25 protein-coding genes and 1 pseudogene are annotated in these 26,366 nt (G+C 70.3%); 12 read left to right on the forward strand and 14 right to left on the reverse strand.

The features are described from left to right. Positions 1–28: 28 nt before the first annotated feature. From CA984_RS13475 to proC, 8 genes are all read right to left on the reverse strand, one after another. The gene (locus CA984_RS13475; RefSeq protein ID WP_086571834.1) at positions 29–1,063 is read right to left on the reverse strand and encodes an alpha/beta fold hydrolase; all 1,035 of its coding nucleotides are present in this window, start codon (positions 1,061–1,063) and stop codon (positions 29–31) included. A 166-nt stretch (positions 1,064–1,229) separates the two neighbouring features. Beyond that, positions 1,230–2,291 carry a lysophospholipid acyltransferase family protein gene (locus CA984_RS13480; RefSeq protein WP_086571906.1) on the reverse strand — a complete coding sequence of 354 codons (1,062 nt, stop codon included), beginning with the start codon at positions 2,289–2,291 and terminating at the stop codon, positions 1,230–1,232. A 5-nt stretch (positions 2,292–2,296) separates the two neighbouring features. After that, positions 2,297–3,322: an NAD-dependent epimerase/dehydratase family protein gene (locus CA984_RS13485; protein ID WP_086571836.1), complete on the reverse strand. Its 1,026-nt coding sequence runs from the start codon at positions 3,320–3,322 to the stop codon at positions 2,297–2,299. Between the two features lie 23 nt (positions 3,323–3,345). Beyond that, on the reverse strand, positions 3,346–3,444 hold the full coding sequence (locus CA984_RS13490) for a 30S ribosomal protein bS22 (protein ID WP_018654693.1): 99 nt from the start codon (positions 3,442–3,444) through the stop codon (positions 3,346–3,348). A gap of 285 nt (positions 3,445–3,729) precedes the next feature. Beyond that, entirely contained in the window at positions 3,730–3,933 is a 204-nt protein-coding gene (locus tag CA984_RS13495; protein ID WP_012887307.1) for a helix-turn-helix domain-containing protein, read from the reverse strand. A 322-nt stretch (positions 3,934–4,255) separates the two neighbouring features. Continuing rightward, positions 4,256–5,071: a phosphatase gene (locus CA984_RS13500; RefSeq protein WP_086571838.1), complete on the reverse strand. Its 816-nt coding sequence runs from the start codon at positions 5,069–5,071 to the stop codon at positions 4,256–4,258. A gap of 68 nt (positions 5,072–5,139) precedes the next feature. After that, the gene (locus tag CA984_RS13505; RefSeq protein ID WP_086571841.1) at positions 5,140–6,303 is read right to left on the reverse strand and encodes an acetoin utilization protein AcuC; all 1,164 of its coding nucleotides are present in this window, start codon (positions 6,301–6,303) and stop codon (positions 5,140–5,142) included. Positions 6,304–6,684: 381 nt separating this feature from the next. Then, positions 6,685–7,479, reverse strand: coding sequence for a pyrroline-5-carboxylate reductase (proC, locus tag CA984_RS13510; RefSeq protein ID WP_086571845.1), 795 nt, complete (start codon positions 7,477–7,479; stop codon positions 6,685–6,687). Positions 7,480–7,592: 113 nt separating this feature from the next. Here proC and CA984_RS13515 point away from each other — a divergent pair, with 113 nt between their 5' ends. After that, positions 7,593–7,736 (forward strand): type II toxin-antitoxin system VapB family antitoxin, encoded by a 144-nt coding sequence (locus CA984_RS13515; protein WP_086571848.1) that lies wholly within the window; start codon positions 7,593–7,595, stop codon positions 7,734–7,736. 72 nt (positions 7,737–7,808) lie between these two features. Further along, on the forward strand, positions 7,809–8,270 hold the full coding sequence (locus CA984_RS13520; RefSeq protein WP_086571851.1) for a hypothetical protein: 462 nt from the start codon (positions 7,809–7,811) through the stop codon (positions 8,268–8,270). Positions 8,271–8,321: 51 nt separating this feature from the next. Here CA984_RS13520 and CA984_RS13525 read toward each other — a convergent pair whose 3' ends face one another. Together CA984_RS13525 and CA984_RS13530 are read right to left on the reverse strand one after the other, a co-directional pair. Next, the gene (locus tag CA984_RS13525) at positions 8,322–9,449 is read right to left on the reverse strand and encodes a hypothetical protein (protein WP_086571853.1); all 1,128 of its coding nucleotides are present in this window, start codon (positions 9,447–9,449) and stop codon (positions 8,322–8,324) included. Next, entirely contained in the window at positions 9,442–10,020 is a 579-nt protein-coding gene (locus CA984_RS13530) for an RNA polymerase sigma factor (RefSeq protein ID WP_086571855.1), read from the reverse strand. The genes CA984_RS13525 and CA984_RS13530 overlap by 8 nt, the downstream gene beginning before the upstream one ends. Positions 10,021–10,225: 205 nt before the next feature. Between CA984_RS13530 and dnaK the strand changes: the two genes are divergently transcribed. The 6 genes and pseudogenes from dnaK (at position 10,226) to CA984_RS13560 (ending at position 17,890) form a co-directional block, all read left to right on the forward strand. After that, the gene (dnaK, locus tag CA984_RS13535) at positions 10,226–12,097 is read left to right on the forward strand and encodes a molecular chaperone DnaK (RefSeq protein WP_086571857.1); all 1,872 of its coding nucleotides are present in this window, start codon (positions 10,226–10,228) and stop codon (positions 12,095–12,097) included. A 28-nt stretch (positions 12,098–12,125) separates the two neighbouring features. Continuing rightward, complete coding sequence (grpE, locus tag CA984_RS13540; RefSeq protein ID WP_108724572.1) at positions 12,126–12,707, forward strand: nucleotide exchange factor GrpE; 582 nt, start codon at positions 12,126–12,128, stop codon at positions 12,705–12,707. Between the two features lie 28 nt (positions 12,708–12,735). Continuing rightward, a complete protein-coding gene (gene dnaJ, locus CA984_RS13545) occupies positions 12,736–13,935 on the forward strand; it encodes a molecular chaperone DnaJ (RefSeq protein ID WP_086571859.1) in 1,200 nt (399 codons plus the stop codon). Between the two features lie 2 nt (positions 13,936–13,937). Then, positions 13,938–14,190 (forward strand): annotated as a pseudogene (locus tag CA984_RS13550) (heat shock protein transcriptional repressor HspR); the annotation flags it as partial. Between the two features lie 262 nt (positions 14,191–14,452). Then, a complete protein-coding gene (gene clpB, locus CA984_RS13555; RefSeq protein WP_086571863.1) occupies positions 14,453–17,035 on the forward strand; it encodes an ATP-dependent chaperone ClpB in 2,583 nt (860 codons plus the stop codon). A 111-nt stretch (positions 17,036–17,146) separates the two neighbouring features. Beyond that, on the forward strand, positions 17,147–17,890 hold the full coding sequence (locus CA984_RS13560) for a hypothetical protein (RefSeq protein ID WP_133061651.1): 744 nt from the start codon (positions 17,147–17,149) through the stop codon (positions 17,888–17,890). Positions 17,891–18,205: 315 nt separating this feature from the next. Here CA984_RS13560 and CA984_RS13565 read toward each other — a convergent pair whose 3' ends face one another. Continuing rightward, complete coding sequence (locus CA984_RS13565) at positions 18,206–18,745, reverse strand: hypothetical protein (protein ID WP_012887293.1); 540 nt, start codon at positions 18,743–18,745, stop codon at positions 18,206–18,208. Between the two features lie 169 nt (positions 18,746–18,914). Between CA984_RS13565 and CA984_RS13570 the strand changes: the two genes are divergently transcribed. After that, positions 18,915–19,601, forward strand: a complete 687-nt coding sequence (locus CA984_RS13570; protein ID WP_133061652.1) for a hypothetical protein — start codon at positions 18,915–18,917, stop codon at positions 19,599–19,601. On the opposite strand, the gene CA984_RS13575 is transcribed toward CA984_RS13570, so the two are convergent. The 3 genes from CA984_RS13575 to CA984_RS13585 are packed head-to-tail and all read right to left on the reverse strand — an operon-like array spanning position 19,577 to position 23,221. Then, the gene (locus tag CA984_RS13575; RefSeq protein ID WP_086571869.1) at positions 19,577–20,224 is read right to left on the reverse strand and encodes a TetR/AcrR family transcriptional regulator; all 648 of its coding nucleotides are present in this window, start codon (positions 20,222–20,224) and stop codon (positions 19,577–19,579) included. The two genes, CA984_RS13570 and CA984_RS13575, sit on opposite strands and share 25 nt — an antisense overlap. A gap of 31 nt (positions 20,225–20,255) precedes the next feature. After that, on the reverse strand, positions 20,256–22,058 hold the full coding sequence (locus CA984_RS13580; protein WP_086571872.1) for an SDR family oxidoreductase: 1,803 nt from the start codon (positions 22,056–22,058) through the stop codon (positions 20,256–20,258). 32 nt (positions 22,059–22,090) lie between these two features. Beyond that, positions 22,091–23,221, reverse strand: a complete 1,131-nt coding sequence (locus tag CA984_RS13585) for a CapA family protein (RefSeq protein ID WP_086571874.1) — start codon at positions 23,219–23,221, stop codon at positions 22,091–22,093. 125 nt (positions 23,222–23,346) lie between these two features. On the opposite strand from CA984_RS13585, the gene CA984_RS13590 reads away from it, so the two are divergent. The 3 genes from CA984_RS13590 to CA984_RS13600 all read left to right on the forward strand — a co-directional run bounded on the left by CA984_RS13590 (position 23,347) and on the right by CA984_RS13600 (position 26,324). Beyond that, a complete protein-coding gene (locus CA984_RS13590) occupies positions 23,347–23,766 on the forward strand; it encodes a Fur family transcriptional regulator (RefSeq protein ID WP_086571876.1) in 420 nt (139 codons plus the stop codon). A gap of 23 nt (positions 23,767–23,789) precedes the next feature. Beyond that, entirely contained in the window at positions 23,790–25,241 is a 1,452-nt protein-coding gene (locus tag CA984_RS13595; protein ID WP_086571878.1) for a catalase, read from the forward strand. A gap of 159 nt (positions 25,242–25,400) precedes the next feature. After that, the gene (locus CA984_RS13600) at positions 25,401–26,324 is read left to right on the forward strand and encodes a 1,4-dihydroxy-2-naphthoyl-CoA synthase (protein WP_031169539.1); all 924 of its coding nucleotides are present in this window, start codon (positions 25,401–25,403) and stop codon (positions 26,322–26,324) included. The last annotated feature ends 42 nt before the right edge of the window (positions 26,325–26,366 follow it).

Raw genomic sequence — 26,366 nt, forward strand, 5'->3', positions numbered from 1 at the left:
CCCCTCCACCGCCCCGGGTGACCGCCCCCTACCGCTCCGGGTGACCGTCCACACGGCGGGCGACCCGGTCCAGCAGATCGCTCAGGGCCTGGTTGACGGCCTCCGGCCGTTCGAGCCCGATCATGTGACCGGCGCCGGGGAGCACGGTCAGTGCGGCGCCGGGGACGCTCCGGGCGATGCGCCGGCTGTGGACGGGCGGGGTGAGCCGGTCACGGCTGCCGACCATGACCAGCGTCTCCACCGAGCCGAGCGCGGCCAGCGCGGCGAGCTTGTCGTGGACGAGGAAGTCGCGGAAGAAGCCGACCATCACCTCGGTCGGGGTGGCCGCGGCCATGCCGTTGACGAAGTGGACGTGCGCACGCGCCGCGCCGGGGCCGAAGGCGACGTAGCGGGTCACCGGCAGGTTCGTGCGTGACTTGAGGGCCGGGCTGCGGTCGATGGCCGCGGCACGGGTCAGCATGCGGTCGAACACGACAGGGGTGACACGCGGGGCGAGCCGCCCGATCGGCCCGGGAAGCCCGAACGTGCTGCCGGCCAGCCGGCCGGACGACGTGCTCAGCAGCGCCACCCCGGCCACGCGTGAGGCGAAGGCGGCGGGGTGCCGTCCCGCGAACGCCATGATCGTCATACCGCCCATCGAATGGCCGACGAGCACCACCGGCAGCCCTTCGGGGACGGCCTGTTCGATCACCGCGGCCAGGTCGTCACCGAGCCGGTCGACCGTGCACGCGCCGAGGGCCCCGGCCGAGGAGTCTCCGTGCCCGCGCTGGTCGTAGAAGACCAGGGTGGCCCTGCCGGCCAGCGCCTCCCGCTGGAAGTGCCAGCAGTGCCGGTTCATCACCCAGCCGTGGGCGAGGACCACGGCGAACTCGGGTGACTCGGCCTCCTCCACGTCCACCGCGAGCCGTACCCCGTCGTCGGTGACGACGGTGGCCGGCCTCCCCCGATGCCCGCCGAGCGCCGTCTCCGCGCGCGCCTCGCGCCGTCGCGTGGCGATCCCCAGCGCCGTTCCCAGGGCGAGCCCTGTGACGAGGGCTCCTCTCGCGGTACGGCGCGCGCCCATGACCACTCCTCGTGTCGGAGGCTCGATGCTGAGCACACCATACCTACCGGAGGCACCCACTGTTAGACGCGGCGCCTAATAAAAATCAGCGTGCCCGCTCACCCGTGCGGGAGCGTCCGCTCGCCTCCGGAAAGAGCGGGCGGCGGCCGGAAGGAGCCGGGAAGAGTCAGAAGAAGGGAGGGAAGGCATGGCCGCGCTGGAGGCGGAGCTCGTTCAGCTGCTGCTGGATGACCTCGCGGACCTGGTCGGTGAGATTGAAGACCAGCATGGGGTCGTCCGCGTCCGCGGGGTCGAACTGGTCGGTGCGGATGGGCTCACCGAAACCGATCATCCACTTGGACGGCAGCGGCACCAGGCCGAGGGGGCCGAGCCAGGGGAACAGCGGAGTGATCGGCAGGTAGGGCAGGCCCAGCGCCCTGGCCAGGAAACGCAGGTCACCGACCTTGGGATAGATCTCCTCCGCACCCACGATGGAGCAGGGGACGATCGGGACCCCGGCCCGGATGGCGGAGGCGACGAAGCCCCCGCGGCCGAAGCGCTGCAGCTTGTAACGCTCGGAGAACGGCTTGCCGACCCCCTTGAAGCCCTCGGGGAAGACGCCCACGAGCTCACCCTTGCGGAGCAGACGGTCGGCGTCGTCGCGGCAGGCCAGGGTGTGACCGGTCTTACGGGACAGGTGACCGAGCAGCGGGAGCTGGTAGACCAGGTCGGCGCCGAGGAGACGGACGGCGCGGCGCTCGGGATGGTCGTCGTGCAGCGCCACCTGGAGCATGAGCCCGTCCAGCGGGAGGGTGCCCGAGTGGTTGGCCACCACGAGAGCACCGGAGTCGCCGGGCACGTTGTGCATGCCGACGGTCTCCACCCGGAACCAGTGCCGGTAGAGCGGGCGGATCAGCTCCAGCAGCACCTTGTCGGTGAGCTCGGGGTCGAAGCCGAACTCGTCGACCTCGTACTCCCCCGTGATGCGGCGGCGCAGGAAGGCGAACAGCTCGGCGAGGCCGCGGTCGCGGTCGCCGTCCTCGTCGGGCGCAGGCCCCCGCTCGGACGGCTCGTGCCCGGCCGACGGCTCGTGCTCAGACGGCTCGCGCTCGGACGACGGCTCATTCCCGGACGGCTCGCGCTCGGACGGCGGCGGCTCGTGCTGGGACGGCGGAGACCCGTGCGGGGAACGGGCCCGGGTGATGGGGATCACCTGGGCGTCGTCCGTCTCGGCGGGCTCACCTGCCATCCCGGTCACCTCGTCACCGCCTGGGAGATCAGTTCCATCATGGCGGCGGGGAGTCCGCCGGCCAGGTCACGGGCACGGACGAAGTCCTCGAAGGCGGCGGAGGTCGAGAACTTGGGCTTCCAGCCGAGGCGGGCGGCCAGCCGGGCCGTGTCCACCACGCGGCCGTGGCACATCAGCCGGAGCTGTTCGGGAGAGAAGTCGACCAGTCCCGCGCCGCGGGCGAGGTCGCCCAGGAGACGGAACGCGGGAGAGGGCACGGGCAGCGAGAGCAGCCCCGCCCTGCGGGCGCACTGCGAGAGCAGAAGCACGCCGTCCCCGGCCACGTTGAACGTGCCGGGGTGGTCCTCCATCGCCATCCGCCTGAGCACCTCGACCGCGTCGTCCTCGTGGACGAACTGCAGGCGAGGGTCGAAGCCGAACACGGTCGGCAGGACGGGCTGGGTGAAGTAACGGGTCAGCGGCGAGTCGACGCCGGGCCCCATGAAGTTGGCGAACCTGAGCATCGACACGGTCACGTCACCGCGCCGCCTGGCGAAGCCGCGGACGTAGCCCTCGACCTCAGAGGCGTCCTTGGCGTATCCGTGGGTGGGCGACTCGCCCGGCTCCGCGTCCTCGGTGAAGACGGCGGGGTCGTGCGGGGACGAGCCGTACACCGCGGTGGTGGAGCGCACGACGACACGGCGGACCGTCGCGGACCGCTGACAGGCACCGAGCAACTGCATGGTGCCGATGACGTTGTGCTCCTTCATGAGCATCCGGCCACCGCTCCGCGGGGGAGCGCTCACCAGGCTCATGTGGACCACTGTGTCGATGTCGGCGGCCGCGATCACCTGGGCGATGTCGGGGCTCCGCAGATCGACGCGGACGAACTCCGTCCGGCCGAGAGGGACGCCGCCATCACGTGAGAGCGAGGGCGGCGGCACCGTGTCTACTCCGATGACCCGGTCGATGTCCGGGTCATCCGCGAGAACGCTCGCCACTCGGGCGCCGATGTGGCGCGAGACCCCGGTGACAAGCACGGTGTGGGTCATCGGCGCCTCGCAGATCCGCGTTACTACTTCTTGTTACGCCGCTGAATACGGGTCTTCTTGAGAAGCTTGCGGTGCTTCTTCTTCGCCATGCGCTTACGGCGCTTCTTGATCACAGAGCCCACGGGACCCCCAGGTAGCTGGTAGCCGAGATTGTCAAACCGGTGCGCGAACAACACACCGGCTCAACAGACTACCGGCGATCCACGGTAGATCGCCCCCTGGGGGGATCCCGGGTACTGGAACTCACGGCGTGTCGACCACACCGCTACCTCACTGAAGCATGAGTCCACTACGTGCCGGTTTGACCGGAGAACTCGGACCCGCCGGCCGCTCACCGCTCCGCGCCGGCCGCGCAGCCGGTCCGTCCCTCACCGGTCGCTCCGCTCACCACCTGGGGCTCGCTCGCTTCAACCCGCCTCGATGTAGGCATCCCTGAGATAGTCGTGCACCGCCTGCTCCGGCACTCGGAAGGATCGACCGACCCGGATGGCCGGCAGCTCGCCCGAATGCACGAGTCGGTACACAGTCATCTTGGACACCCTCATGACCGTGGCCACTTCAGCCACCGTCAGGAACTTCACCTCGCTGAGAGGTCTTTCGCCTGCACCCATCGGACGCCTCTTCCGCACGTGTTTCCGGGTTATCCCCACTGGTGCCATTGCTCACGCACGTGTACTGCCGTCAGCGTAAGTCGGGACTCCGAGCGCGCAAACCCCCTACTTTCTCAGTCTCCGCAGCCCCATGTCAGCGAAATGGAGAAACTCGCTGGCCAGCAGCCGGACCGCACCCTCTGTATTGATCTTGGAACGGACCAACCGTCTCTTATTAGAGTCGCCCACAATCCTCAAAAAGTTGGCAAACGGTCGGCGAGCACCACGGAATGCAGGCGCGAAAAGCCCGTATAGGGATGTCCCGATTTGCGCAACCCCCGCCTCAGAGGGCCCGCACGACCCTTTCGACCAGATGACGCGTCAGCGGATCGTAATATCTGGGTAGCACGTTGTCATCAAGCGGCACGGTCACCGCGATCTTGCCCTCGTCCTCTCCGACGAAGAGCGCGGGGTCGTTGCTGTCGGCGAACCCCACCGTGAGAATCCCCGCCTCACCGGCAGCGCCGGCCCAGCCGTGGTCGGCGATCACCAGATCGGGGCGGTCGTCCCCGAGCTCGTCGAGCATGGCCCGCATCGGGGCCGGGTCGTGGCTGTGCACGAAGGTGCCCCGGTCGGCCAGCATCGCGACGTCGTCCATGTAGCGGATCTCGCGCCTGCGGCCGAACCCGGCGCTCCAGTAGGACCAGCCCTCGGCCGGGCCCATCAGGACCGCGCCGTGCTCCCGCGCCAGCCGGGCCACGGCCATGTGGACGGTGAGCAGGCCGGTGGGGTGGCCGGTGGCGAAGAGGATCCGGGGGCTGCCGGTCCGGAGCACGCCGGCGATCGTGTCGCCCATCGCCTCGACCGCGTCGATCGTGCGGTCCGGGTCGATGACGTCCTGGCCCTCGCGGTGGTCCGGGTCGGCCACGACCCCGGCGGACTTGGCCATCAGGGCCAGCACGTCGCGGTAGGACCAGTGGCCCTCCAGGGTCAGCCCGAACATGTGGTGCGGGTCCCGGTTGGACAGCGACCTGTAGTGGTCCAGGTTGTTCTCCCGGCTGGTCGCCACGTCACCGGCGATCCGGGTGCGGACCAGATGCTCGCGAAGGTCGTCTCGGGTCAGCGGCGACGCCGGGCGTCGCAGCTCGGGCGCTGTCAACCTGTGACCTCCTCCGTCACTCATCCGTCCGTTCCCCGTCTCCCGCGCCGGTTCGCCGGTGCCCGCCGTCACGGGAGGGGATCCAGCCCGTGGAAGGGGAACACGGCCTTCCGGGTCGCCATGATGGCCCGGTCAATCGGGTCTGCTGGATCATAACCAGCGGAGAAATCACTAAATTCCGGATCTCTGCCATCGGTCAGCGTCAGCGGCGGCGTCTGCCTGGTCCGCTCCCTGACCAGCCGGCGCCACGCCTCCGGGGTGGCGGTCGCCGGGGCGAGCGGGTGCCCGGAGACCTCGGCGATCAGATGGGTCCACGCCCGGGGCACCACCTGCACCAGCTCGTACCCCCCTCCGCCGGTCACCACCCAGCGGCCGCCCGCGGTCTCGTGGGCCAGCTCGTGGAGCGCGGCGTAGGCGGTGCGCTGGCCGTCCAGGCTGAGCATCATGTGGGCCAGCGGGTCAAGCGCGTGGCTGTCGCAGCCGTGCTGGGTGACCAGGATCTCGGGGGCGAACTCCCGCAGCAGCGGCGGCACCACCGCGTGGAAGGCCCGCAGCCAGCCGCTGTCGCCGCATCCGGCGGGCAGCGCCACGTTGACCGCGGTGCCCTCCGCGCCGCGCTCCTCGGGGAAGCCCGTGCCCGGGAAGAGCGTGCGGGGGCTCTCGTGCAGGCTGACGGTGAGGACCCTGGGGTCGTCGTAGAACAGCGCCTGGACGCCGTCCCCGTGGTGGACGTCCACATCCACGTAGGCGATCCGGGAGGCGCCCTGCGCCAGCAGCCAGCCGATCGCCACCGCGGGGTCGTTGTAGACGCAGAACCCGCTCGCGGCGGCGGCCATGGCGTGGTGCAGGCCCCCCGCGACGTTCACCGCGTGCTCGGCCTCGCCCGTCCAGACCGCGCGGGCCGCGGCCAGGCTCGCACCGGTGATCAGCGCGGAGGCCTCGTGCACCCCGGCGAAGGCGGGGTTGTCCTCGGTGCCGAGCCCGTGGGCCAGGTCGGGCCGCCCGGTCGCGGAGACCCTCTTGACGGCCTCGATGTAGTCGCGCTTGTGGACCAGCGCCAGCTCGTCGTCGGTGGCGGGCGCGCAGCCGGTCACCTCGACCGCGTCCAGCACGCCGAGCTCCCTGGCCAGCGCCATGGTCAGCTCGACCCGCACGGGCGCGAGCGGGTGCCCGGGGCCGAAGTCGTACGCGATGAGCGCGTCGTCCCAGACCACCCGAACGGACCGGCTCATGCGCCCTCCCTGTCTGATCGTCTGATCGCGACGCGGCGCGTCACGGCGCGCTCGCTGGACGATCTCCCACCCCGGCCGACGTTACCGCACGGATACGCACGGGGGTTTACACCGCCGTCGCGGAGGAGAGGGCGGTTTTCATCTGAGCGAAATATCCAGACTTATTCCGATTAAACGCGCCCCCCTTATGACGGTACGGCATGCCGTACCGTCTGATCATCCGCTTGGACGCCCCCCGCGCCGTCCGGCGTCTCCCAGCCGGAGCCCGCCTGTTCCCGCTGATCATCAGCTTGTACGGCCTGCGCACGATCGCCGCGTTCCCACCGAAGTCCCGTGGAAATGAGGTCTTACGCAGGGAAGTTTCCCGGTAGAGGGGGACGGTCAGCCACCGGCGAGCTGGCGGCTGCGGTCCCTGGCGGCCTCGATGGCGGCCAGGAAGGCGGCGCGGACGCTGTGCCGCTCCAGCTCGGCGATGGCGGCGATGGTGGTACCGCCCGGGGAGGTGACCGCCTCGCGGAGGATCACCGGGTGCTCTCCGGAGTCACGCAGCATGATGGCCGCGCCGACGATCGACTGGGTGACCATGTCGAGGGCGGCGGCGCGGGGCATGCCGAGCAGGATGCCCGCGTCGACCATGGCCTCGACCAGGTAGAAGAAGTAGGCGGGCCCGCTGCCGGACAGGGCGGTGGCGGCGTCCTGCTGCGTCTCGGGGATGCGCAGCACCTTGCCGACCGGCCTGAGCAGGTCCTCGGTGCGCCTGAGGTGCTCCTCCGAGGCGTGGGCGCCCGCCGAGATCACGCTCATCGCCTCGTCCACCAGGACCGGCGTGTTGGACATGACACGGACCACCGGGATGTCCGCCCCGAGCCGCGACTCCACGAACGAGGTCGTGATGCCCGCCGCGGCGGAGATCACCAGACGGTCGGCCGGGACGTGGGTTGCGATCTCGGTCAGCAGGGACGCCATGTCCTGCGGCTTGACCGCGAGGATGATCGTGTCGGCGCTCTTGGCCGCCTCGGCGTTGGACACCACCTGCACGCCGTACCGCTCCCTGAGGGCATCGGCCCGCTCGGCGCGCCGAGCGGTCGCCAGCACGTCGCCCGGCTTGAACCCGGCCCGCAGCAGCCCCGAGAGCAGGGCCTCGCCCATCTTGCCGGTTCCCAGAATCGCGATCATGTCTGCGCACCTTGCCTGAGGAGAAGTGGTTGACCAGCCTATGGGATCCGCCCGCGCGCGCCCCGGGAGCCGTCCATGGTGGCTACGTACAACACCGGCGCTGGAGAGACGACATGACCATCACCCGAATCGACATCGATGACGAGGCCCTCGCCGAAGCCATGAGGATGCTGGGCACCTCCTCGGCGGAGGACGCCGTGAACACGGCCCTGCGCGAATACGTGGCCCGGGTCGAGCGGATCGCACCCGGGTCATGACCGGGGTCATGCGGCGCGATGTCAGAATGGCCTGAACCGGTCTGATCGCCGGTCCGTTGTAGGGGTATGCGTATGATCGCGAGTTCCATCCTCACTGGAAGCCTGCTGCTGGCCGTGGGCTGCGGCGCCGCCGGGCACAGCACCGCGACCACTGGCACCGCGACCGTCGACAGTCCCTCCCGGCCGGTGAGCCACACGGTGGCCCCCCGGGAGGAGCCCACCCAGGGCCCCAAGCCGACGAAGCCCCAGGGCCACACCGACAATCCCCGCAAGGTGCGGTGGCTGACGGCGAAGCCGTCCAAGGACGGCCGGAGCCTGCGGATCACCTGGTGGTCCGGGGTGGAGCCGTGCACCGTGCTCGACCGCGTGAGCGTCAAGGAGACCTCCAGGCGGGTGACCGTCACCCTCTGGGAGGGCCCGAGCGCCAAGGCCAAGAACATGGCCTGCATCGCCATCGCCATCCAGAAGGTGACGACCGTCAAGCTCAAGGCCCCCCTCGGCAAGCGCAAGATCGTCGACGGCGCCAAGCCCTGACCCGGGCCCGGTACGGCTCCCGCCGCGCGGCGGGAGCCGTACCGGAGGGGTCTAGCGGCAGGTGGTGCCGGCCTTCATCCGGCAGCCCGAGGGAAGCCTGGGCCGCTCATCGGTCCAGCCCATCTCGACGCCCCTGTAGGAGACCACGGTGCCCTTCGGGAACCCGCCTTCCGCGGCCGTCGTGACAACTCTCAGGGCCATGCCCTCACCGGTCCGGGGGTCGAGAAAGATCTCTCTCTTGACCGGCACCGCGCGGGTGCCCAGTTGGACACGGCCCTCGTCACCGAGATCGACGGCGACGGTGGGACGGCCCAGCGGATCGTTGTCCTCCCGTGCCGTCTTGGCCTCGGGCTGTCCCGTGTACAGGCGCAGCAACGTCGCCCGGACTCCCGGGGGGGCCGGCATGATCGCCAGATCGAGCATGGCCTGCCTGAGGAATTCCTTCCAAGACCGCGTGATACCCCGCTTCTGGTCGCCCTTGCGGTAGACCTCAAGGCGCTCCCGCAGCCGCGCCGGATCGGTCGGGAGGGCGTCCAACTCGGCGATCGTGAGGCCGGCCATGCCGGGATCGGTGACATGTCCCATGATCCGATACTGGCGTCGCGACGGCTTGTCGGCGAGGACCGTCGGAACGCAGCCGGGAGAGGAGCTCTCGCACGTGGACAGGCCCCAGCGCTTGGGCGAGCCCTGCTTCCGCCAGGTCTTCTCGTCCTCCGGTGTGTCCGGCCGGACGCCGGACGACTCATACCCCTCGACGTACAAGCCTCCCGGCTTCCGCGGGGTCCACTGGACGCTGTTCCCTTTGGACGCGATCCAGTAGCGCTTGGATTCCTTGCCGACCAGATACCGGCTGACGTCGGTTCCCTGGACGCGCCAGTAGGCGCCGGTCCCGGGTGACAGCTTCTCCACCCTGTCCGCGAGTTCCAGAAGCAGGTGCTCACCGGTCTTCGGCGTCCCCAGCACCGAGGGCGGCGCCGGGGCCAGGAGGGTCGCGGCCAGCGCGACTGCGGCGATGACGGCGGTGGTGGCCATGGAGGCTCCAATGATCAGTGTCCAGGTGGGGTGACGGCGGCGCCGTACCTCGTGGGTGGTCAGGCGGGCGCGGGCGCGGGCGACGGCCTCGGGTGTGGGTGGCGGCGCGTCCGGTAGGGCGGCCCCCAGCAGGGTGATCTCATCCATCGCCGGCCTCCTTCAGCGGGTTGACGTCACCCAGTGCTTTGCGCAGTTGCTTGCGGGCCCGGTTGAGCCGGGACGCCACGGTCCCGTAGGGGATGCCGAGCGCGGCCGCCACCTCGGCGTGGCCGAGCCCGCCGAGCGCGATCAGCAGGACCACGTCGCGGTCGCGCTTGGCCAGGCCGGCCAGCGCCCCCGCGAGCCGGCCGGTCACCTGCCCGGCGGCGACCCTGGCGGCCACGGCGTCCTCGTGGCCGTCCACATGACCCGCCGCCTCGGTACGGCTGAGCGCCTTCCAGCGGCGCACCTCGCTCCGCCGGTGTTTGGCGAGCAGGTTGGTGGCTATGCCGTACAGCCAGGGACGGACGCCGCCCCGCGCGGCGTCGAAGCGTTCGCGTTCGCGGAAGGCGACGAGGAAGGTGTCGGCCGCGATGTCGTCGGCGGCGTCGGTGTCCAGGCGCCGGGCGACGTAGCGGTGGATCTCGGCGAAGTGGGCGTCGAAGACCCGGTCGAAGTCGTCGCGCGGCGACCACTCGCCGGTCCCGGGCCCGAGCCCGAGATCGGGGGAGCCGATCATGTCTCGGCCCCCGGACCTGGGTCAGGGGGAGCGATCATGCGTGCTCCTTCGTTGGGAGACAGGGAACGCCTCCTGTTTCCCGGAAACCGGGAATGCTTTCACGCCTTCCAGGGTTGAGCGACATAGGCTCAAGTCGTTTGACAAACGTCACACGAGGTTCCACTATGAGTCTGACCGACTCAACTTTGACTACAAGGACGTACTCATGGCACGTGCGGTAGGTATCGACCTGGGGACGACCAACTCCGTCGTCTCGATCCTCGAGGGCGGTGAGCCCACCGTCATCGCCAACGCGCAGGGCTCGCGGACCACGCCGTCCGTGGTCGCCTTCGCCAAGAACGGCGAGGTCCTCGTCGGTGAGGTCGCCAAGCGGCAGGCCGTCACCAACGTGGACCGCACGATCCGCTCGGTCAAGCGCGAGATGGGCACCAACTGGTCCGTCGAGATCGACGGCAAGAAGTTCTCCCCGCAGCAGATCAGCGCCTTCGTCCTGCAGAAGCTCAAGCAGGACGCCGAGGCCTACCTGGGCGAGAAGATCACCGACGCGGTGATCACCGTCCCGGCCTACTTCAACGACGCCCAGCGGCAGGCGACGCAGGAAGCCGGCACCATCGCCGGCCTCAACGTCCTGCGCATCATCAACGAGCCCACCGCGGCGGCGCTCGCCTACGGCCTCGACAAGGAGAAGGACGAGACCATCCTCGTCTTCGACCTCGGCGGCGGCACGTTCGACGTGTCCCTGCTCGACGTCGGCCAGGAGGACGGTCACGGCTTCGTCGAGGTCAAGGCCACCAGCGGCGACAACCACCTCGGTGGTGACGACTGGGACCAGCGCGTCGTCGACGAGCTCGCGACCCGGTTCAAGAACGCCCACGGCGTGGACCTGACCAAGGACAAGATGGCCCTCCAGCGCCTGCGCGAGGCGGCGGAGAAGGCCAAGATCGAGCTCTCCAGCCAGTCGGAGACCTCCGTCAACCTGCCCTACATCACCGCCTCGGCCGAGGGCCCCCTCCACCTGGAGGAGAAGCTCACCCGCGCCGAGTTCCAGCGGATCACCGCCGACCTCCTCGAGCGGTGCAAGGGCCCGTTCAACCAGGTCGTCAAGGACGCCGGGATCAAGGTCTCCGACATCGCCCACGTGGTGCTCGTCGGCGGCTCGACCCGCATGCCCGCGGTCGCCGAGCTCGTCAAGGAGCTGACCGGCGGCCAGGAGCCCAACAAGGGCGTCAACCCGGACGAGGTCGTGGCCATCGGCGCCGCCCTCCAGGCCGGCGTGCTCAAGGGCGAGGTCAAGGACGTCCTGCTGCTCGACGTGACCCCGCTGTCGCTGGGCATCGAGACCAAGGGCGGCATCTTCACCAAGATCATTGAGCGCAACACCACGATCCCGACCAAGCGCTCCGAGGTCTTCACCACGGCCGAGGACAACCAGCCGTCGGTGCAGATCCAGGTCTACCAGGGCGAGCGCGAGATCGCGGCCTACAACAAGAAGCTGGCCACCTTCGAGCTGACCGGCATCGCCCCGGCGCCGCGCGGCATCCCGCAGATCGAGGTCACCTTCGACATCGACGCCAACGGCATCGTCAACGTCTCCGCCAAGGACCTCGGCACCGGCAAGGAGCAGACGATGACCATCACCGGCGGCTCCGCGCTGCCGAAGGACGACATCGAGCGCATGATGCGCGAGGCCGAGTCCTACGCCGAAGAGGACAAGAAGCGCCGCGAGGACGCCGAGACGCGCAACAACGCCGACTCGCTCGTCTACCAGACCGAGAAGTTCCTCGGCGAGAACGCCGAGAAGGTCCCGGACGACATCAAGAACGAGGTCAACGAGGCGCTCGCCGAGCTCAAGAAGACGCTTGAGGGCACCGACTCGGCCGAGATCCGCACCGCGGCGGAGAAGCTCGCCACCGTCAGCCAGAAGATGGGTTCGGCGATCTACGCCCAGTCGCAGGGGTCCGAGGCCCCGGCCGGCGCCCCCGGCGCGGAGAACACGGCCGGCCAGGAGTCCGATGACAACGTGGTCGACGCTGAGATCGTGGACGACGAGCCGAAGCGCGAAGACGGCAAGAAGTGACGGCGGGAGAGCCGAGGGGAGCGCAAGCGTGAACACGCGTGAGAACGGTTCCGGGGAGGAGCCGGTGATCCGCGACAACCGCAAGATCGATCCGGAGACGGGCGAGGTGCGCGAGACGGCCAAGGAGCAGGCCGACCAGCCTGCTCCGGCCGCCGACCTGGCCTCGGTCGAGCTGGCCACCCAGCTCGCCGAGCGCACCGCGGACCTGCAGCGTCTCCAGGCGGAGTATTCCAACTACCGCAAGCGAGTCGAGCGGGACCGGACCGCGGTCAAGGAGCAGGCGGTGGCCGGCGTGCTGGCCGAGCTGCTGCCGGTTCTCGACGACATCGGCCGGGCCCGTGACCACGGAGAGCTCACCGGCGGCTTCGCCAAGGTGAGCGAGTCGCTGGAGACGGCCACCGGGAAGCTGGGACTGAGCGCCTTCGGCACCAAGGGCGAGCCTTTCGACCCGACGGTGCACGAAGCGCTCATGCACAGCTACTCCCCCGACGTCGCCGAGCCGACCTGCGTGGAGATCCTGCAGTCCGGCTACCGGATCGGCGAGCGGGTGCTCCGCCCGGCGCGGGTCGCGGTCGCCGAGCCCGAAGAGCCCTCGTCAAACGACAACTGATACCCCCATATCTAAGAAGGAACGGACGATGAGCACCAAGGACTACCTGGAGAAGGACTACTACGCCGTCCTTGGTGTACCCAAGACCGCCACCGCCGAAGAGATCAAGAAGGCGTACCGGAAACTGGCCAGGCAGTACCACCCGGACGCCAACCCTGGGGACTCGGCGACTTCGGCTAACACAGCGAAGTTCAAGGAGGTCTCCGAGGCCTACGACGTCCTGTCCGACACCAAGCGCCGCAAGGAGTACGACGAGGCGCGGACGCTGTTCGGATCGGGGCTCGGCGGTTACGCGGGAGGCGGGGGGGCTTCCCGTGGGGGCGGGTTCCCCTTCGACCTGGGGGACCTGTTCGGCGGCACCAGCCAGCAGCAGAGCGGCGCCGGAGAGCGCATCGGCGACATCTTCGGCGGCATATTCAACCGGGGCGGCACCGGCCGCGCCGGCGGGACGACCACCACCAGGGCCCGGCGCGGCCAGGWCATCGAGTCGGAGGTCACGCTCTCGTTCGGCGAGGCCGTGGACGGCGCCACCGTCTCGCTCCGCCTCACCAGCTCCTCGGCCTGTACGGCGTGCTCCGGCACCGGCGCCAAGGCCGGGACCACCCCGCGGGTCTGCCCGACCTGCGAGGGCACCGGCGCGGCCAGCCGCAACCTGGGCAACTTCGCCTTCTCCGAGCCGTGCCGCGACTGCAAGGGCCGCGGCCTGCTGGTGGACGACCCGTGCCCGGTGTGCGAGGGGAGCGGGCGGGGTAAGAGCACCCGTACGATCCAGGCGCGCATCCCGGCCGGGGTGGGCGACGGCCAGCGCATCAAGCTCAAGGGCAAGGGCGCGCCCGGCGAGAACGGCGGTCCGGCCGGTGACCTGTACGTCCAGATCCACGTCAAGCCGCACCCGGTCTTCGGCCGGACCGGCGAGAACCTGACGATCACCGTGCCGGTCACCTTCACCGAGGCCGCGCTCGGCGCCGAGATCAAGGTGCCGATCCTCAAGGGGCTGCCGGTCACGCTGCGCATCCCCGAGGGGACCCCGAACGGCCGCACCTTCCGGGTGCGGGGCAGGGGCGTGTCCCGCAAGGACGGCACCAAGGGCGACCTGCTCGCCACGGTCGAGGTCCTGGTGCCCCAGCAGTTGGAGGACAAGGCGCGCAACGCCCTGGAGGAGTTCCGTGACGCCATGGCGGGCGGTGACCCCCGGGCCGACCTCATCCAACAGGCCAGAAGCGAGTAGCCATGGAAGCCAACTACTTCGATCTGTCGGACGACACCCCCGTATACGTGATCTCGGTGGCCGCCCAGCTCTCGGGTCTGCATCCGCAGACCCTCCGGCAGTACGACCGCCTCGGCCTGGTCAGTCCGGGCCGCACGTCGGGGCGCGGGCGCCTCTACTCCACCCGCGACATCGTGATGCTCCGCGAGGTCCAGCGGCTCTCCCAGGAGGAGGGCATCAACCTCGCCGGCATCAAGCGCATCCTGGCGCTGGAGACAGAGGCCCTGCGCCTGCGCGACGAGAACCACCGTCTGCGCGCGGAGATGGCGATGATCCGCGCGCTGATCCAGTACCAACTGCCACCCGCCTGACGCCACGGAGGCCGGGGGGCGAGCCGCGACGCGCGACGTCGCAATCGACACGCGAGAGCGCACCGGTGGCCGTCACTCACGGAGCGCGGGAGCCAGGCGGACTCGTGACCGGTGAGGGCACCCGTCACCGGCGCTCCAGCCGCCGAACGGAGTAAGGGCAGACAAGCATGGACTACAAGCTCACCCAGAAGAGCCAGGAAGCGGTCTCCTCCGCCATCAGGCGCGCCGCCGCCGAGGGCAACCCGGAGGTCGCCCCGGCCCACCTGTTCACCTCGCTGCTCGGCCAGACCGGCGGCACCGCCGTACCTCTGCTGGAGGCCGTCGGCGCCGACTGGAAGCAGTTGCGCACCGAGGCCGAGCGGCAGCTCGCGGCACTGCCGAAGGCGCAGGGCGCCACGGTCGGCGCCCCGTCGAGCTCACGGCAGCTGCTCACCGTGCTGAACACCGCCGCCCAGCGGGCCCGGCAGCTTGAGGACGAATACGTCTCGACCGAACACCTGCTGGTCGGCCTCGCCGCCGACGGCGGCCCGGTCGCCGAGCTGCTCAAGTCGCGCGGAGCCACCCCCAACGCCCTGCTCGACGCGTTCGAGAATGTGCGCGGGCACGCCCGGGTGACCAGCGAGACGCCCGAGGACACCTACCAGGCGCTGGAGAAGTACGGCGTCGACCTGACCGAGCGGGCCAGGGCGGGCAAGCTGGACCCGGTGATCGGCCGCGACTCGGAGATCCGCAGGGTCGTCCAGGTGCTCAGCCGCCGGACCAAGAACAACCCTGTGCTCATCGGGGAGCCCGGCGTCGGCAAGACCGCCGTGGTGGAGGGCCTGGCCCAGCGGATCGTCGCCGGCGACGTGCCCTCCAGCCTGCGCAACAAGCGCCTGGTCGCGCTGGACCTGGGCGCGATGGTCGCCGGGGCGAAATACCGCGGCGAGTTCGAGGAGCGCCTCAAGGCCGTGCTCAGCGAGATCAAGGAGAGCGACGGCCAGGTCGTCACCTTCATCGACGAGCTGCACACCATGGTCGGCGCGGGCGCCGCCGAGGGCGCGATGGACGCGGGCAACATGCTCAAGCCCATGCTCGCCCGGGGCGAGCTGCGGATGATCGGCGCGACCACACTGGACGAATACCGCGAGCGCATCGAGAAGGACCCCGCCCTGGAGCGGCGCTTCCAGCAGGTCTACGTGGGCGAGCCCACGGTCGAGGACACCATCGCGATCCTGCGCGGCCTCAAGGGCCGCTACGAGGCGCACCACCAGGTCCAGATCGCCGACAGCGCGCTCGTGGCCGCCGCCTCCCTCTCCGACCGCTACATCACCTCCCGGTTCCTGCCGGACAAGGCGATCGACCTCATCGACGAGGCCGCCTCCCGGCTGCGGATGGAGATCGACTCCCGCCCCGTGGAGATCGACCAGCTCCAGCGGAACGTCGACCGGATGAAGATGGAGGAGCTCGCGCTCGCCAAGGAGACCGACGAGGGCAGCATCCAGCGGCTGGAGCGGCTCCGCAAGGAGCTCGCCGACCGTCAGGAGGAGCTCAACGGCCTGGTCGGGCGCTGGGAGCGGGAGAAGGCCGGGCTCAACCGGGTCGGCGACCTGAAGAAGAAGCTCGACGAGGTGCGCGGCGCCGCCGAGCGGGCGCAGCGGGACGGTGACTTCGAGGCCGCCTCACGGCTGATGTACGCCGAGGTGCCCAAGCTGGAGGCCGAGCTCGCCGAGGCCAGCGCGGCCGCCCAGCCCGATGACCCGATGGTCAAGGAGGAGGTCGGCCCGGACGACATCGCCCAGGTCATCTCCTCGTGGACCGGCATCCCCTCGGGACGCCTGCTGGAGGGGGAGACCGCCAAGCTGCTCCGCATGGAGGACGAGCTCGGCAGGCGGCTGATCGGCCAGAAGGAGGCCGTCCAGGCGGTCTCCGACGCCGTACGGCGGGCACGGGCGGGCATCTCCGACCCCGACCGGCCGACCGGCAGCTTCCTGTTCCTCGGCCCCACCGGCGTCGGCAAGACCGAGCTGGCCAAGTCGCTGGCCGACTTCCTGTTCGACGACGAGCGGGCGATGGTCCGCATCGACATGAGCGAGTACGGCGAGAAGCACAGCGTGGCGCGTCTGGTGGGGGCTCCGCCCGGATACATCGGCTACGAGGAGGGCGGCCAGCTCACCGAGGCCGTGCGGCGCAGGCCGTACACCGTGGTGCTGCTGGACGAGGTCGAGAAGGCCCACCCCGAGGTCTTCGACATCCTGCTCCAGGTGCTCGACGACGGGCGGCTCACCGACGGGCAGGGCAGGACCGTCGACTTCCGCAACGTGATCCTGATCCTCACCTCCAACATCGGCTCGCAGTTCCTCGTGGACCCGAAGCTGGACAAGGAGACCCAGCAGAAGGCCGTGATGGACGCGGTCAGGAACTCCTTCAAGCCGGAGTTCCTCAACCGGCTCGACGACGTGATCCTGTTCGAGGCGCTCGGCGTGGAGGAGCTGTCCAGGATCGTGGACCTGCAGGTGACGCACCTGGCCCGGCGGCTGGCCGACCGGCGGCTCACGCTGACCGTGACCCCGGCGGCGCGCGACTGGCTGGCGCTGACGGGCTACGACCCGATGTACGGCGCTCGGCCGCTCCGCCGCCTCGTCCAGTCGTCGATCGGCGACAAGCTGGCCAAGGAGGTGCTGTCCGGCGAGGTCCAGGACGGCGACGAGGTCCTGGTGGACCTCGACAAGACGAGCGACACCCTGGAGATCGGCCCCGTGAGGGCCTGACCACCGGCTGGGTAAGGGCTTGACCAGCATTGGGTTAAGCCCACCCCTCGGCAGACCCCCGCTGTTACCTTCGGCAGTCGTCGGACTACCGAAAACAACAGGGGGACGTGAATGTCTAACACATCACGGCACATCCGGGGGCTCCTCGCGGTGGCGGCGCTCACGGCCGGTGTGAGCTGGCTGGTGGCCGCTCCGGCGTCGGCCGGCGGCGTGTCCTGCCAGGGGCGGGGCCCGGTGGAGCTGCTGGAGACGCCGGAGTCCGTGGCGACCGTCTGCGACGAGGCGGGCGACCTCAGGGCGTCCGCGACCGCCGGCAGGACGACGGTCCCCGCCCAGGGCGAGGGGCCCGCGTCCATGGAACGGCTCGCGCGGATCGCCGGCCTGCCCGGCCTCTCCCAGGCCTCGGCCGTGGTCAGTTTCGCCGACACGGCCGGCGTCGCGGCGGGCACCGGCACGCCCGCGCTGCCCGCCCTGCCCTCCGGGATGCCGGGCTTCCCCGGCCACACCTCGGCCGGCACCCTGGCCACCGCGCCGGACCTGCCCGGCCTGCCGGGCACCCCGGGCACCGACCTCATCAGGTTCCCGGTCTCGGAGGTCCCGTCGGTCCCCCGCCTCACGGACCCGACCGGCGCCCTGTCCGGCGACGGCACGGCGCTGCCGCTGCCGCTGGAGGAGCCGGTCTCGGTGAAGGCGGTGACGGAGGACCTCCCCGCAGCGATCGAGCCGGAGGTCCCGTCGGTGCCGGTGGCTCCCCCGGCCGACGCCGCCCCGTCGAAGGTGACGTCGGAGGTGGCGGAGGAGACCGCCGACCTCCCGGTCCTGGACCAGGTGCTCCCGCAGCTCGGACTCGACTGACCGTCCACGCAGGCGGGGCCGCGCCCGGGGGGACGCGGCCCCGCCTGTCGGACTCGCTCCGGAGTCCGCAACGATCCACGTCCCGACGCGGCCGGCGATCCCGGCACGGCCCGCGGCCCGGCACGACCTGATACGGCCCGCACCCCGGCACGGTCCGCGCCCCGGCACGACCCGCGGCCCGATGCGGCCCACAGCCCGGCACGACCCGATACATCCCCGCAGCCCGGCACGGCCCGCGACCTGATGCGGCCCACAGCCCGACATGACTCGCGACCCGGCACGGCCCGTGGCCCGATGCGGCCCGTGGCCCGAAGGTCAGTGCGACGCGTCGAGCAGGGCGTCGAGCTCGTCCTCCGGCAGGCCGAGGTCCACCCTGATCCGGTAGCGGGTGCGGAGCAACGCGGTGTACTCCCCGCTGCCCTCCACCGCCCCCTGGGCTCCCTCGGTGGCCCAGCGATGGGCCTCCCGCAGGTCTCCGTAGGCGACCAGGGTCTCGGCGACCGTGAGCGCGGTGGCCGGGGTGACCTCGCCGTCGACTCGGATCGCCTCGATCACCTCCCGCCCCTCATCCGGCTGTTCGAGCTCGAAGAGGGTGTCGGCGATTCCGGCCCGGGGATCGACGCCCACCTCGCCGCCGTCGTCCACCGCCCGCTGGAAGCAGTCGAGAGCGCGGGCGGGCTGTCCGGCCTGCCGCCACTCTTCCGCGGCGAGCACGAGGATCGCCGCCCGCGAGATGTCGCCGGATATGTATGCCCCTACCAGCGCTTCGAGCCGCCGGGCGAGGTCTTCGTGATCGTCGGCCAGGAGTGCCTGCTCAAGCAGCCGATCAAGCTGCTCATGTGTCACATGCGCCACATCGCGAGAGTACCGAGCGACGCTCGACTCCGTCGGCACAACGGCAGGTATTCCTTAAGTAACTCAATGTAAATGGTCAGCTACGGTGCGCGTGTTTCTGCAGGAAAACGGGCATATGGCAGGCGACTCCTGCTAGGGGACGCTACCGTTCGAAGGAGCTGCGATGGGCATGTCCAAGCAGACCACCTTCACCCTGACATTCCTGGTGGGTCTCTCCGTGCTCGTCCCGGGGTCTGCCGGATACCTCTCCGCCAAGATGGACGCCGTCCAGCGGGCCTACCGCGATCTCGTCTCCCTGGAGAGCCGGTTCCGCGAGGAGCAGCTTCTCGCGCCGGTCCAGGAGGAGCCCCAGATCCAGACGATCGCCGTCCCGGCGATGCCCTGCGAGATCCCGCTGCTGTCCCAGCCGAAGCGGAAGAGGGCGCCCGCGCCCCCCGCGCTCATTCCCGTGCCGGTGGAGGCCCTGCCCGCCGAAGCCCTCCCCGGGGCACCCGAGCCGGCCGAAGGACTGCGGATCGAGCCTCTGCCGGACGATGCAGGCCCGGCCGAGCCGGGTGAGAGCAGGATCGGCGACCGGCGCTCCTTCGCCGAGCACGGGGACGAGGCCGGACGTGAGACCGGACGTCAGATCGGGCGCGAGGTCGGGCGCGAGGTCCGGCGGCCGGAACCCCGGGACCAGATCGTCATCTCCGAGCGGAGCATGGTCGAGGAGGAGGCTCCGCTCCCGTCGGTGCCTCTCCGGCGGATCCCCTCGGGGACCGGCTACCCCAGGTCGGACCAGGCCGAGGCCTATCCCAGGTCGGACCAGGCCGAGGTCTACCCCGGGCTCGATCAGGCCGAGGCGCCGGCGAACTGACGGTTCAGGTAACCCCGGATCAGGCGCTTGGCCTCGGCCACGATTTCCGGGGCCCCGGCGGGGTCGCGCCGGAAGGCGAGCTTGAGCACCGCGTCCCCGGCCTCGACCGCCACGAGGATGGCCAGGTCGAGCTCCTCGCTGTCGGTCAGGCCGTACTCCTGGAGGAGGAGCCCGCGCAGCCGGCCCGCGATCACCGTGTTGTTGTCGGCCACCCCGTCGAGCAGGTTGAGGTCGACTACATCACCGAAGTGCAGGGACCGGAACCCCGGCACGGTCCTGTGCATCTCCACGTACTCATCGATGATCGCGTCGACCGCGTCCCACCAGCCGGCGTAGTCCTCCCACAGGAAACGCCTCCCGACCCGGGAGACGAAGCGTTCCACATGGCGCCGGGTCACCGCCTGGGTGATGGCCCGCTTGTCGGGGAAGAACTGGTAGACCGAGCCGATCGCGACACCGGCGCGTTCGGCGATGCGGGTGGTGGACAGCGCGTCGTAACCGACCTCGTCCAGCAGGTCGGCACACGCGTCGAGCATCCTTTCGACGCGCCGCGCGCTCCGTCTCTGGGTGGGCTGACGCCGCAGCGGAGCCTCTTCGGGCTCCTCGACAGGCAGGGGGGGCATCCCACCATCTTGCCCCTCCGGCCCCTCCGGGTCAGTCGCTATTCGGCAATCGCGAGATTTCCCCCGCCCTGGAGAGCCTGGCCAGGCGGCGCATGACGGCCGGGGAGATCCGCGAGAGCGCGTAACCGATCTTCCCTTCGGCGTTCACGGCGACGAGCGGCCGGTTGCGGTGGACCGCCCGCAGGATGTGCGCGGCCACCCGCTCCGGCGGGTATCCCCGCTTGGCCAGCGCCCTGTCCGCTCTGGCGGCCGCGCCCTCGCGCGCCCACGCCGCCGCGTCGTCGCCCACGTAGGTCGCGTTGGCCGCGATCCCGGTGGAGACGAAGCCGGGGCAGACGGCGGTGACCCCGATCCCCTGCCCGGCCAGCTCCGCTCGCAGGCAGTCGCTGAGCATCTTCACCGCCGCCTTCGACGTCGAGTAGGCGGGGAGCACCCTGCTGGGGGCGAACGCGGCGAGCGAGGCGACGTTCACGATGTGGCCGCCCTCGCCGCGCTCGACCATCTGGGCGGCGAACAGGCGGCAGCCGTGGATGACACCCCACAGGTTCACGTCCAGGGTCCGCCGCCAGTCCTCGACCGAGTGGTCGAGGAACGGGCCGGCGACCGCGATGCCGGCGTTGTTGACCACGATGTCGGGCACGCCATGCTCGTCCCGGATAATCCGGGCGAACCGCTCCATCTCCGTGACGTCCCCGACGTCCACCCGGTAGGCGTGCGCCGTACGCCAGGTCGCGGAGATGCCGTCGGCGGTGCGCCGGGCGGCGTCGAGGTCGATGTCGGAGCAGATCACCTCGGCTCCGTGCGAGGCGAAGGCTCGCGCGGTGGCCCGTCCGATGCCGCTGCCCGCGCCGGTGACCACCACCAGCCGGTCCTCGTACGGCCCGCGCTCTCCCGTCCGGGCACGGCGCAACTCCCTGGACGGCCGCGCCCCCTGGACGCCCCCCGCGTGCTCGACGCCCTCCGCGCCCTCGGTCCCCTCCGCGTGCTCGACGTATTCGGCGAACTCGGCGATCATCCTGGCGATCACCTCGGGGTGGCTGCGCTGCGCCCAGTGCCCCGCGGCGATCCGCCGGTGCCACATGCGCGGCGCCCAGGGGTGCAGGGAGGCCAGGAGCGCGGGCGAGACGAAGGGGTCGCGGGTGGTCTCGATGAGCTGGACCGGCGTCTCGACGACGGGCTCGGCGCGGGGCGTGCGGCGGACGGTGAACATGTTCGTCCGGTAGAGGCCGAGGCCGTTCACGCCGTCCTCGCGCAGGGTGTCCGCCGGATGGCCGGGGCGCGGGGCGATCCCCTCGGAGATCCGCATGGTCCGCTCCAGGACGCGCGGCATCACGGTGCGCCAGGCCAGTTCGGGCACCACCGGCGCCTGGAACGCCCCGATGTACCAGGACCGCAGGAGCTGCCCGGCGACCTCGGCCCGCCGGCCGTGCCGCAGGAAGTGGGCGGCCTGGTCCAGCCCGGGGCCTCCGAAGGAGGTGAAGGAGGTGACGCGTTCCTTGATCCCCGGCCGGCCGATCAGCTCCCAGCCCTGGATGGAGCCCCAGTCGTGCCCCACGAGATGCACGCCCGGCTTGCCCACCGCGTCGAGGACGGCCGCCATGTCGGCGGCCAGGTGGTCGTAGGTGTAGTCACCGCCGTCGCGTGGGGCGCCGGACCGCCCGGCCCCCCGGACGTCGTAGCGGACCACGTGGAAACGGTCCCGCAACAGGGCGGCGACCTCGTCCCAGACCCGGTGCGTGTCGGGGTAGCCGTGCAGCAGCAGGACCGTGGGAGCGGCCGGATCTCCCTCCTCGAACAGTGCCAGCCGTACGTCGCCGGAACTGACCCATCGCACTGCGGCCTCCTACTGGACGGACTGTCCGAACACTAGCCGTTCTGCTCCGGATCTCCCTGGCCGGGCTTGGCCGCCAGGCCGGTGCAGCCGCGCAGGGCCTTCCAGCCTGTGACGGCCTGCTGCCGGTTCGCGCCGGTGAGCGGGACCGGCACGCCGCCCTGGATGGTGGCCGGGGTCCACTGGTCCTTGAGCACCTTGCGGCCGTTGATCGTCAGAGTGAGCACGCCGGTCCTGCCGGTCTCCGGACCCGAGTTGTAGAAGACGAAGTTGCCCATGCCGTAGTTGACGTAGCCGTTCTTCAGGTAGCCGCCGCCGAGCAGGATGTGCGCGTGGCCGCCCACGACGACGTCGGCCCCGGCCGCGACCAGCTTGGGCGCCAGGCCGCGCTGGGCCTCGTTCGGGCACTTCTGCAGCTCGGTGCCCCAGTGCAGGTGGACGATCACCGTGTCGGAGTTCTTCCGCGCCCGGCGCACCTCCTGGATCAGCCGCGCCTCGTTCTTGGCCGAGGCCAGCCCGCCCTTGTCGCCGGCGGCCGTCCACGCCTGGATGAACTCCGAGTCCAGCACCTGGGTGGCGCCGATGACGGCGACGCGGTTGCCGTTCACGGTCGTCCGCCACGGCTTGTACGCCTCGGCCTCGTTCCTGCCCACGCCCACGATCGGGAACTTCGAGCGCCTGATCGCGGCCAGCGAGTCGGCCAGCCCGCTCTCCATGTAGTCCATGCCGTGGTTGTTGGCCATGGACGCGACGTCCACCCCGGCCGCCTTCAGCGCGGTCAGCGCGGAGGCGGGGGCCCGGAAGGTGTACTGCTTGCCCGGCGCCTTGGTGCCGCCGGTGGTGATCGCGGTCTCCAGGTTGACCATCGCGAGGTCGGAGCGGCTGAGCACCTTGGCGATGGGGCCGAGCGCGGTCCGCGGGTTGGCGTCCAGCCGGGACCTCAGCACCCCCTCGAAGTGCACGTCGCCTCCGAAGGAGATGGTGTACGGCCTGCGCTCGGGCGTGGGCGTGGGCGCGGGCTCGCCGGAGGCGGTCGGCTTCTCCACGACGTCCGGCGTGGAGCCCTGGGCGGAGGATTCGGCGGTCGTCGAGCACGCTGACACGAGCACGCAGGAGAGGGCGATTGCGGTGGCCACACCGAGGCGGCGAGGAATATATGTGTCCATCGGTATCCGAGGATGTCACCTGATCGGCCGTAAGCGGCACAACTTGGCCGTTGGAGATCTGATTCTCCCAAACTTGGATGACTCGTTTACTTGAATGATTCCGGTTTAGCCCATAACGTGTGCCTATGGGAGACGAAGCCCGACTTCGAGAGGCAGGCCTGCGGGTGACCGCGGCCCGCTTGGCGATCATGCAGACCGTGCGGGAGGGCGACCACCTGGACGTGGACGCCGTCCATCGCGGTGTGCGGGATCGGGTCGGTCAGGTCTCCCTGCAAGCCGTCTACGACTCCCTGCACGCGCTGCAGCGGGGCGGGCTGCTCCGGCGGATCGAACCCGCGGGCAGCCCCGCCCGATACGAGACACGGGTCGGTGACAATCACCACCACCTCGTCTGCCGTCGGTGCGGAAAGGTCACGGACGTGGACTGTGCCGTCGGGCACGCCCCCTGCCTCACCCCCGCGTCGGACGCCGGATATCTGGTCGACGAGGCAGACGTCATCTACTGGGGCGTGTGCCCGGACTGCCGTTCCGAAGACGCTCGATGAAGAGAACCCCCGGAGGACCGCGTATGAGCACCAGGCCCATCACCACGACCGATGCGGGAGTCCCCGCTCCGAGTGACGAGCACTCGCAGTCGGTCGGCCCGAACGGGCCCCTGCTGCTGCAGGACCACTACCTGATCCAGAAGATGGCGCACTTCAACCGGGAGCGCGTGCCCGAGCGGGTGGTCCACGCCAAGGGCGGCGGCGCGCACGGCATCCTTCAGATCACCGAGGACGTCAGCCAGTTCACCAAGGCCGGGCTGTTCCAGAAGGGCAAGGAGACCCCGCTCTTCCTGCGCTTCTCCTCGGTGGCCGGCGAGCTCGGCAGCCCGGACACCCAGCGTGACCCGCGCGGCTTTGCGATCAAGTTCTACACCGAAGAGGGCAACTACGACATCGTCGGCAACAACACGCCGATCTTCTTCATCCGCGACCCGCAGAAGTTCTCCGACTTCATCCACAGCCAGAAGCGCCGCGCCGACACCAACCTGCGCGACCACAACATGCAGTGGGACTTCTGGACGCTCTCCCCGGAGACCGCCCACCAGGTCACCCTCCTGATGACCGACCGGGGCACCCCGGCGTCCTGGCGCCACGTGCACGGCTTCGGCTCGCACACCTTCCTGTGGTACAACGCCGCCGGCGAGAAGTTCTGGATCAAGTACCACTTCAAGACCGACCAGGGCATCAAGAACTTCACCGACGCCGAGGCCGGCGCGGTCATCGCCCAGGACGCGGACTACCACATCCGTGACCTGCATACCGCGATCAAGAACGGCGACCACCCGTCCTGGACCGTGAACGTGCAGATCATGCCGTTCGAGGACGCCGCCGACTACCGGTTCAACCCGTTCGACCTGACCAAGGTGTGGCCGCACTCCGACTACCCCGAGATCACGATCGGCAGGTTCGTCCTGAACCGGAACCCGGCCAACTACTTCGCCGAGGTGGAGCAGTCGAGCTTCGAGCCCGCCAACCTGGTGCCGGGCATCGGCCCGTCCCCGGACAAGATGCTCCAGGGCCGGCTGTTCTCCTACCCCGACGCCCACCGCTACCGCATCGGCGCCAACTACCTGCAGCTGCCGATCAACAGGCCGCTGTCGCCCGTCCACAGCTACAACAAGGACGGCCAGATGGCCTTCGTCAACCCCGCCGACCCGGTCTACGCCCCGAACACGGTGGGTGGCCCGGCCGCCGACCCGGCGCTGTTCGAAGGCGAGAACTACCAGGTGAGCGGCGAGATCATCCGCTCCGCCTACACCCTGCACCGCGAGGACGACGACTACGTCCAGCCCCGCGCCCTGTGGGAGAACGTCCTGTCCGACACCGACCGCTCGCACCTGGTGAGCAACGTCGTCGGCCACGCCTCGGCCCCCGAGGTCACGGCCGAGATGAAGAAGCGCGTCGTGGAGTACTGGACCAACGTCCACAAGGACCTGGGCCAGGGCGTCGCCCAGGGCCTCGGCGTCGCCGGCTAGTCCGATCGGGCGGGAGAGCGAGGCCGCCTCGCCCTCCCGCCGCCTCGCCGTCCTGCCGCCACGCCGCCGGGCGCCACGCCGCCGGGCGCGCGTGTCCGGCGGCGGCCGGCCGGGGTTCCGTGTTCGGGGGGCGTGATCGACGGCCACTATCCTGCGGATATGCCAGACGCTGACGTTTCCGAGCTGTTCGATCCGGCCGCGTGGACCGAGATCGAGGGCTTTGATTTCACCGACATCACCTACCACCGCTCGTCCGAGACCCGTTCCGGCAAGCGGGTCGTGCGCGTCGCGTTCGACCGCCCGGAGGTCCGCAACGCGTTCCGCCCGCACACGGTGGACGAGCTGTACCGCGCGCTCGACCACGCGCGGATGAGTTCCGACGTGGGCTGCGTGCTGCTCACCGGCAACGGCCCCTCCCCGAAGGACGGCGGCTGGGCCTTCTGCTCCGGCGGCGACCAGCGCATCCGCGGACGGTCGGGGTACCAGTACGCGGATGGCGACACCTCCGACACCGTCGACCCCGCGCGGGCGGGCAGGCTGCACATTCTTGAGGTGCAGCGGCTGATCCGGTTCATGCCGAAGGTGGTCGTCGCGGTCGTGCCGGGCTGGGCCGCGGGGGGCGGGCATTCGCTGCATGTGGTGTGCGACCTCACCCTGGCCTCGGCCGAGCACGCCCGGTTCAAGCAGACCGACGCCGATGTGGGGTCGTTCGACGGCGGCTACGGCTCGGCGTACCTGGCGCGTCAGGTTGGGCAGAAGTTCGCGCGGGAGATCTTCTTCCTCGGTGAGGAGTATTCGGCGGACCAGATGCACGCGATGGGGGCGGTGAACGCCGTCGTCCCCCACGCGGAGCTGGAGGCGACCGCGCTGGAGTGGGCGTGGAAGATCAACGGTAAGTCGCCGACCGCCCAGCGGATGCTCAAATACGCGTTCAACATGATCGACGACGGGCTGGTCGGCCAGCAGCTGTTCGCCGGCGAGACGACGCGCCTGGCGTACATGCAGGACGAGGCCGTCGAGGGCCGGGACTCGTTCCTGGAGAAACGCGCGCCCGACTGGTCCCGGTTCCCCTACTACTTCTGAGCCGCGTGCCGTGCGGGTGAGGCTCCGGGCGGACCTGCCGCG

The organism is Streptosporangium minutum (genome assembly GCF_002149035.1).
Classification (GTDB): Bacteria; Actinomycetota; Actinomycetes; order Streptosporangiales; family Streptosporangiaceae; genus Streptosporangium; species Streptosporangium minutum.